Below are 8,610 nucleotides of genomic sequence, written 5' to 3' on the forward strand. Positions count from 1 at the left end.
CGACGACGAGCCAGCCGATACCGGCGGCGGTCACCGTCACCGGCACAATGCCGAGCAGAGCGAGAACCGTTGCGCGAATGTCTTGTTCAGATCGACGGTCGGCAGTTCCGACTCCATCGCATTCTTCCATCCAGACGCCTACGCGGGCCGCCGGGAGCAAATGCAATCACACTCGCGTGCGAGCCGTCCGCCTTTGCTAGGGCTGGCGGACGATGAAATGGCTTGGCGCGTTGGACGTTCAGCGCCCGCCCGCGAACAGTCCTTCGAGTGCGGTGATGAAATAGGGGAAGTGGCCTGCGAAGCGTTGGAGGTTGCGATCGCGTTCGAAGCTGCCGAACCAGTAGAGGCCGGGTTGGGAGTCGGCAGCCGGGTTCAGCTCGCGGAAGGCGCGGATCCAGTTGTCGGCGCGGCCGCCGATCACCATGAACGGCAGTGCCCTGGAGAAGACCAATTCCTGGTCGGCGGGCGGGATCTGGTCGCGGCCGGTCGCATCGAGGCCGCGCTGCAGTGCGCGGATCTGGCCGACGAGTTCGCGGCCCTGGGCCGTGCGGACCGGTAGGAATCGCGGCAGCAGTGCGGTCGCGACGCCACCGAGCAGGATGGCAATGCCGACCAGTGCGCTGCCCGAGATGAGCGCCAGGGCAATGGTCGCCGCGATACCGCCGACGATCAGTGCCCCACCCAACAGGACCGGCAAACCGATGTGGGCCCGATCGATGAAGGCGCCGCGCTCGACCGCATCGGCGCGCATGGCGGCGCGCACCGGCTGGGCCTGCACGCGGCCGGGTGCGCGCAGTTCGCCGACGGTCACCGAATTGGTGCCCTCCGGCAGTAGCGCTCGGTAGACCGTCTTCTCGTAATCGCGCAATTGATCATCGGGTGCGTTCACCCGGTCGATGCGCCAATCGTTGTCGCCGACAGGCGTGATCCAGAGGTATCTGCGCACCGCGAGGTCGATCACCGTCGCCGCGATATCGCTGGGATCGACATGTTCGTCGAGCAATACGCCAGCCTCGCCGGGCAGAATGCCGTCGGGAGAGGTGAACTGCACCTGATCGCCATTGCGCAGCAGCGGGTCGATTGTCTCGGATCCCGCTGTGGCGGCGGCGTTTTCGCGCCGGGCCCTGAGCACGTAGGCCGCCAATCCGGCCAGCGCGAGCAGCAGTACCCCGAACGCGACCAGCACCGGAGTCGTGAAGGAGAACGCACCCGCTTCGCTGTTGTCGCGGACATCGGCATTGGCGGGCACCGTGCCGGGCGGTAGTTGCAGGGTCAGGTCGATATTGTCGCCCTTGTGCAGGTCGCTCTGCTGCCAGTAGAGCACCCCGTCCGCCTCGATCTGCAGATCGGAGCACTTCCGCAGATTGCCGGGCGGGCCGAGTTTGCAGTCCACCACGCCCATTTCGTAGCTCGGGCTGATCAGCGAGGCATCGATCGAGGCGACATCGGCATTGATCGTGCCGAGCCAGCGGAAGACCTGGCTGCCCGGCGCGTTACTGACGGTGTTGTGGATCGCGTAGGTGAAGGTCGATTCGCCGGGCTTGGCATCGATGGTGAACAGATCGTTCGCGACCGTCGCGGTGCCCGCGCCGCTGGTATCGACATCGGTGACCTTGAAGACGCGTTCCACGTCCTGGCCGACCTTGAGCCGCAGCGGCAGCGTCATCTTGAACTCGCCTGCTGCGGGCACGACCACCTTTTCGGTGACCTCGAGCACGCCGTCCCGGCTCAGCTTCAGATCGGCGACGATATTCACGCCATCGGTTGCGGGCTCCGTGTGGGCAACCGGTGCGGCCGCCAGCATTCCCGCAGTGGCGAGAAGTAGCGCGCTCGCGGCGCCCCCCCGAAAAGTCAGCATGGCTGCCTACTCTAGACAAGTTGCTATTCTGCGTCAGCAGCCCGGCGCGAGCGACGAGCACGCAGGCGGCAGCGCACACGGGCGGGCCCACGAACGGACCTGGGCGCGCCGCAAGGCCAAGACTGTCGGCGATGATTGAGACGAGGGGGTACGGGGGAGTGACACAGCCGCCGTACGGTTATGGACCGGTTCCGCCTGGTGGGCAATCGGTTCCGCCGCGTCCAGGGCCGGGTTCGCCATATGGCCAGCCGGGCTACCGTCCCGCGCCCGCTCAGCCGGGTTACGGCCAGCAGCCCGGATATGGCCAGCAGCCAGGGTATTCGCCCCGGTACGGCCAGCAGCCGGGCTACGGTCCGCAGGGCTATGGCCAGCAGCCCGGTTATCCGGCAACCGGATACGGACAGCGCGCGCCGATGCCGCCCCCGACGCCCTACGGTCCGCCGGGACGTCGGCCGCAGCGGCGCAAGGGCGGTAGCGGCTGGGTGGCCCTGCTGCTGATCGTCGTCTTCGTGGTGGCGGGCGGACTGGTGCGCATTGCGATCACGCACGACAAGGTCAGCAACACCGCATCGGGTCCTGGCCCGAGCATGACCTATACCCCGGACTCCAGCGGTGGCGTATCGGAGACCGGAACCAATCCACTGCTGACCGATCCGAACACCACCTTGATTCCGGCGAAGTGCTCCTATGCGCCGTGGGGTACGCAGGTGGATACCGCGCGCAAGTTCTTCGAAACGGCAGCGAGCTGCCTGGAGTCGGCCTGGAAACCCATACTGGCGCAAAAGAATCTGCCGTTCCAATCGCCGACGTTGAATGTCAGCGCGAATACCGACGGCATCACCACGCCGTGTACCGGCTCGACGAGTAATTTCGCCGCGTTCTACTGTCCGGCGAACAAGACCATCTACATGCCGATCAGCCAGTTGCAGACCGATCTGTTCAAGGACAACTGGATCGTCTATCTGTCGGTCTTCGCCCACGAATACGGCCATCATGTACAGGCGATGGCCGGAATCCTGCGCAAGGCCAATAGCGATCGGGTCGACGCGGGTGTGCGCAGTGAGAAGGGTTTGGAGCTGTCGCGCCGAATCGAATTGCAGGCCAACTGCTTCGATGGAATGTATCTCGGCTCCTCGGCCAATGGCGGTTCGCTGACCACATCCCAGATCACCCTCGCCCGACGCGATGCGCACGGCCGCGGCGATCAACGCGGCGATATGCGTGATCACGGCACCGCGGCCAATGGTGGGGCGTGGTTCGAGATCGGCGTGGACAAAGACCGTGCGGCACAGTGCAATACGTTCACTGCGTCGGCCGGTTCGGTGTCGTGAGTAGATGACGCAGCCGCCCTACGGCTATGGTCCGCCGCCCGGACCTCAGCCGCCGCTCGGATCTCAGCAGCACGGATATCCACCCGCACCGGGTTATCAGCCGCCGCCCGGATATCAACCCGCCCCCGGGTATCAGCCACCGCCGGGATATGGCCCGCCACTGGGCTATCCGCCCGCCTATGGAGCACCGAATGCGGCGCCGTACGGTCCGCCGATGCCGTACCAGCGGCCCGGTTATCCGCCGCATCCGTACCCGCCGCGGCGGCGCCGTTCGGGTGCGGGGCTCAGCGCACTGCTCGGTGTGCTGACCGTCATCGTCGTGGTCGTCGGACTGTTCGTCTCATCGGCGATTTCGGCCGATAACGAGAAGAAGAGACACGGTCCGTCGGCCTACACCCCGCCGACGCCCAGCTACACCTACACGCCGCCGACATCGGCGACGACCTCATCACCCAGCCCGACATCGCGCACCGCATCGCCGTCCACAACGGGAGCGGCAGCGCCGACCACGACGAAACCCGCTGGGCCGCAACCGGTTGCCAAGCTCGGCGAGAATCCGCTGTTCAGTGATGACAACAGCGGGCTGATCAACGTCGACTGCGACTACCCGGCCTGGGCCGCGACGACCGCCGCGGCCACCCGGTTCTTCCAGGCCGCAGCCGACTGCCTGGACAAAAAGTGGCGACCTGCCTTGCAGGGCGCGAATCTGCCGTTCTCCAGTCCGGGTCTGAGTGTGCCCGCTCGAGCGTCGGACGCGACTTCCCCGTGTACTTCGGCCAGTAGCAGCTTCGCGGCGTTCTATTGTTCGACGAACCACACGATCTACATGCCCATGGACAAGATCCAGGTCGAGAAGTATGGCGACGACGTGGTGATCTATCTGGCAGTTTTCGCGCACGAATACGGCCATCACGTGCAGGCGCTCTCCGGAATATCGCAGCGGATGAACACCGAGCGCAATGACGCGGGCACCCGCAGTGCGCTCGGACTGGAGTTGTCGCGCCGGATGGAGCTCGAGGCGGACTGCTTTTCCGGAATGTACGTCGGCACATCGACGTACGAGGGCGTCTTCACAGTGGCGCAGTTGACGCACGCCACACAGGACCAGGTCGGGCGCGGCGACCGGCAGGGTGACGCGCGTGATCACGGCACTGGGCAGAACCAAGCCAACTGGTTCACACAGGGGCACAAGTACGACAGGACATTCCAGTGCAACACTTGGAAGGCTCCCTCGGACGAGGTTTCGTAGCAACCACTTTCGAGTGGAGGTCGATATCCGAAAGGAAAACGCCTGGCTCTCGCCCTACCGAATCGGTGCGGTTCGTACCGATTCGGCGGTGACGTCAGCCAGGCGTGGCGCAGTTGCTGCTCCGATCAGTGATCGCCGCCGTGCGGCTGACCGAAATGCCCCTCGCCGAAGCGTCGCGGCGAATGCCCGTGCACGCCTTCGGCATACGCGGTCTCGGCATGCAGTGCGAAGTCGATGCCCGCGGTCTCGTCGTCCTTGCTGACCCGGAATCCGAGGAACCGGTCGATGCCCTTGCCGAGTACGAAGGTAACGGTGAACGCGTAGGCCGCGACCGCCAGCACGCCGACCAGCTGCTTGCCGAGCTGTGTGAATCCGCCACCGTAGAACAGACCCTCGACGCCACCGGTCATCACCTGATTGGCCAGCAGGCCGATCAGCAGCGTGCCGACAACGCCGCCGACGAAGTGCACGCCGACCACGTCGAGCGAATCGTCGTAGCCCGCCTTGAACTTCCAGCCCACCGCGAACGAACACACCACACCGGCCACCAGGCCGACGATGAGTGCGCCGAGGGTATTCACCGAACCGCACGACGGTGTAATCGCAACCAGTCCGGCCACCACACCGGAGGCCGCGCCGAAGGTGGTCGGCCGACCGTCGCGGATCTGCTCGACCGCGAGCCAGCCGAGCATGCCCAGACAGCCGGCCACCAAGGTGTTCAGGAATACCGCGGCCGCAATGCCATTCGCGCTCAGCGCGGATCCGGCATTGAATCCGAACCAGCCGAACCACAGCAGGCCGGCGCCGAGCAGCACGAACGGCAGGTTGTGCGGGCGCATCGCATCGGTCTTGAAGCCGACGCGCGGGCCGAGCACGAGCGCAAGTGCCAGCGCGGACACGCCGGAGGCGATCTCGACGACCATGCCGCCCGAGTAGTCGAGCGCGCCGAAGGAGGCCAGCCAGCCGTCCGGACCCCACACCCAATGCGCGATCGGCACGTAGACCACCAGCGCCCACAGCGGGACGAAGACCATCCAGCCGGAGAATTTCGCGCGGTCCGCGATCGCGCCGCTGACCAGCGCCGCGGTCAGGATCGCAAAGGTCAGCTGGAAGGTGGCGAACAGCAGTTCCGGAATCGTGCCGTGTACGGAATTCGGGTCGATGCCAGCCATACCGAAGTGGTCGAGGTTACCGATCAGGCCGCCGCCCGCATCCGCGCTGAAGGCGAGGCTGTAACCGGCGAGCAACCAGACCACGGTCACCAGTGGAATCGCGATGAAGTTCATCATCAGCATGTTGAGCACGCCGGTCGAGCGCACCATCCCGCCGTAGAAAATCGCCAGACCGGGCGTCATCAGCAGCACCATGGCCGTGCTGACGAGCAGCCAGGCGGTGGCCGCGGGATCGATGGTTGAGGACACGGGGTAACTCCTTCCACGCGTGTATGCGTTGCGAAGAAATTACCGAATGCTCACAGCCGCCCTGAGCACCGCTAGGGCTATCGGCCCAGACAGTTCAGCGCCGCGACTTCTTGGCCAATGCCCGCAGGCCCCGGCGACCGGGCACCGGAAGGTCCTCGCGCACCGCCACCCATTCGGCCGTGGTGAGCCACCGCTGCTGGATGCGCGCGTCGGCAGTGTCGTGGAACAGCCGGCGGCCGCGATCGTCGCGCAGTTCGCGAGCGAGGGTGGACCAGCGCGGCGGGCGTTCGTATTCGGCCAGGTAGTCGTTGAGGTAGCTCGCCACGATCGTGCCGATCGTATTGACCGGCCGCAGCGAGACCCGGTTGCCGTATTTGGCGGAATAGAAGCGCCTTGCTGCGCACAGGGACCCGAGGTTTGCATTGGAGGCGATCCACCCGGCCCGCTGCGCCCGCTCGACCAACCAGAGATGTTTGACCGCGGTCGGTGCGATATCGCCGATCCGTTCCCGGATAAGCGTCATCACCGGTTCGGACTGCAGCACGTCGCGGCGGGTGGGGCCGGAGCCGTGCGCGAGCCAATAATCCTCGGCCAGGCGGGCCAGCACCCGGCCGAAGTCGTCGATGCTGCGCTGGGCCCGGCGACCGAGGCGTTCGATGCGCTCGGCCTCGCGGCGCATCTCGTTTTGGGCCGTAAGGGTCCGGATCGCCGCCATGGTCGGCACCTGGCCGCGTTCCAATAGCTCGAGGATGGCCGCGGCGGTCGACGGATCGGCGGCGGCGGTCACCGGCAGCGAATCGCGCTTGATCGCGAAGTCCTGCGGGCTGATCGCCCGGCTGAGCAGGTCGACGGCGGCATGGTCGTCGGCGAAGTCAGTGCTCGAAAGCCAGGCGGCGGCGATGTCGTCACACGACGTCACGGTGGAAATTTCCTCCGGTGGAAGCGGTGTGAATGCGGCGGAGAACGCCCTGAATCGTGGGAAGTCAGGTTGTGTCCCGGTCGGGATGAGGGACCGGCCGGGACCACCAACCTGATGAAGGTTTGGCTACCGAAGTTGCCGCTAACCACGGTAGCCAGGCAATTGCGTAGATGTCATCCCGGTTGACAGATTCGTTATCTCTGCAAATCGGCCGCGAACCAGGGCATGAGTTCAAATAATCGACGCGAATGACACTGCGCGAGGGCCAAAATTGCCTGTTCGTCCGTTGTTGATCTTCGATAGCTCCGGCGTTGCCACCCTCGGCGCTGATCAGTGGGGGCTAACAAAGGTTTGGGAATCTTGTGATCTGCGTCACATATCTGGCGCGAAACGCCCGGCAGTACGCCGCGCCCGGCCTGTCGGTCGGCGGGAATGGGCATTGTCGGTGGGCGCCGGTAACCTCTGGCCGTGGCTCTGTACCGGAAGTACCGACCGGCAACGTTCGCTGAAGTGGTGGGTCAGGAGCACGTCACCGACCCGCTGAGTACCGCGCTCGACACCGGTCGCATCAGTCATGCCTACCTGTTCTCCGGCCCCCGGGGCTGTGGCAAGACCTCCTCGGCGCGCATCCTCGCGCGCTCGTTGAACTGTGTGCAGGGTCCGACCTCGACACCGTGCGGCGTCTGCCCGTCGTGTGTGGCCCTCGGTCCGGGTGGTCCGGGCAATCTCGATGTGATCGAGCTGGACGCCGCCAGTCACGGTGGTGTCGACGACACCCGCGAATTGCGTGATCGGGCCTTCTACGCGCCCGCGGAGTCGCGCTATCGGGTGTTCATCGTCGATGAGGCGCATATGGTCACCACCGCGGGCTTCAACGCGTTGCTCAAGATCGTCGAGGAGCCGCCGGCCCACCTGATCTTCATCTTCGCCACCACCGAGCCGGACAAGGTGCTGCCGACCATCCGCTCGCGCACGCACCATTACCCGTTCCGGCTGCTGCCGCCCGCGACCATGCGGGGACTCCTGGGGAAGATCTGCGAGCAGGAGCATGTGCGGGTCGAAGAAGCGGTGTATCCGCTGGTGATTCGCGCAGGTGGCGGGTCGCCGCGCGACAGCTTGAGCGTGCTCGACCAGTTGCTCGCGGGCGCGGGCCCCGAGGGGGTCACCTATGCGCGGGCCGTCTCACTGCTCGGCGTCACCGATATCGCGCTGATCGACGACGCGATCGACGCGCTCGCCGCCAGCGATGGTGCCGCGCTCTTCGGCACCATCGATCGCGTCATGGAGGCGGGCCACGACCCACGCCGCTTCGCCGTCGACCTGCTGGAGCGCCTGCGCGACCTCATCCTGCTGCAGGCCGTCCCCGACGCCGTCGACCGCGCCCTGGTCTCCGGTCCCGGCGATGTCCTGGACCGCATGCGCGAACAGGCCGAACGCACCGGCCCGGCCACGTTGGCCAGGCACGCCGAACTCCTGCACGAGGGTCTCGGCGAAATGCGCGGTGCCACCGCCCCGCGCCTGCTGCTCGAAATCGTCTGTGCCCGCATGCTCCTGCCTTCGGTCTCCGACGCCGAATCGGCCACCTTGCAACGCCTGGAGCGCCTCGAGCGCGGCATTGCGACCGGCGCGATCGCGCCCAGCGCCGTACCCGCCCCCGCCCCCGCCGCCGACACATCGTCTGCCTCGCCCCAGGCCGCGCCTCAGTCGGCACCGCCGCGCGCGGCCAACGAGGCCCCACGGCGCCGCGGCGCGGAACTCCTCGCCGCCGCACGCCGCGAAAAGGATGCGACCCGCGCGGGCGCGAGCCCAGCGAGCGCCCCGCAGGCTGCTGC

6 protein-coding genes are annotated in these 8,610 nt (G+C 66.4%); 3 read left to right on the plus strand and 3 right to left on the minus strand.

Annotated features, from left to right (window positions below):
- Positions 1–238 precede the first annotated feature (238 nt).
- On the minus strand, positions 239–1,858 hold the full coding sequence (locus ABZ293_RS22790; protein WP_355183554.1) for a DUF2207 domain-containing protein: 1,620 nt from the start codon (positions 1,856–1,858) through the stop codon (positions 239–241).
- A 131-nt stretch (positions 1,859–1,989) separates the two neighbouring features.
- Here ABZ293_RS22790 and ABZ293_RS22795 point away from each other — a divergent pair, with 131 nt between their 5' ends.
- Positions 1,990–3,189 carry a neutral zinc metallopeptidase gene (locus ABZ293_RS22795; protein ID WP_355183556.1) on the plus strand — a complete coding sequence of 400 codons (1,200 nt, stop codon included), beginning with the start codon at positions 1,990–1,992 and terminating at the stop codon, positions 3,187–3,189.
- Positions 3,190–3,193: 4 nt separating this feature from the next.
- Positions 3,194–4,438, plus strand: coding sequence for a neutral zinc metallopeptidase (locus ABZ293_RS22800; RefSeq protein WP_355183558.1), 1,245 nt, complete (start codon positions 3,194–3,196; stop codon positions 4,436–4,438).
- 125 nt (positions 4,439–4,563) lie between these two features.
- Here the strand turns inward: ABZ293_RS22800 and ABZ293_RS22805 are convergent, their stop codons facing one another.
- Both ABZ293_RS22805 and ABZ293_RS22810 read right to left on the minus strand, forming a co-directional pair.
- On the minus strand, positions 4,564–5,859 hold the full coding sequence (locus ABZ293_RS22805; RefSeq protein WP_355183560.1) for an ammonium transporter: 1,296 nt from the start codon (positions 5,857–5,859) through the stop codon (positions 4,564–4,566).
- A 94-nt stretch (positions 5,860–5,953) separates the two neighbouring features.
- Complete coding sequence (locus ABZ293_RS22810; protein WP_355183562.1) at positions 5,954–6,778, minus strand: hypothetical protein; 825 nt, start codon at positions 6,776–6,778, stop codon at positions 5,954–5,956.
- Positions 6,779–7,246: 468 nt separating this feature from the next.
- Here ABZ293_RS22810 and ABZ293_RS22815 point away from each other — a divergent pair.
- Positions 7,247–8,610 (plus strand): DNA polymerase III subunit gamma and tau (locus ABZ293_RS22815; protein WP_355183564.1); only part of this gene is annotated, 1,364 nt, incomplete at its 3' end.

Source organism: Nocardia sp. NPDC005998 (genome assembly GCF_040614395.1).
Lineage (GTDB): Bacteria > Actinomycetota > Actinomycetes > Mycobacteriales > Mycobacteriaceae > Nocardia.

Bases quoted from the DNA above. Each gene is read 5' to 3' on its own strand.
- ABZ293_RS22790 (WP_355183554.1), bottom strand. From the start codon at position 1,858: ATGCTGACTTTTCGGGGGGGCGCCGCGAGCGCGCTACTTCTCGCCACT.
- ABZ293_RS22795 (WP_355183556.1), top strand. From the start codon at position 1,990: ATGATTGAGACGAGGGGGTACGGGGGAGTGACACAGCCGCCGTACGGT.
- ABZ293_RS22800 (WP_355183558.1), top strand. From the start codon at position 3,194: ATGACGCAGCCGCCCTACGGCTATGGTCCGCCGCCCGGACCTCAGCCG.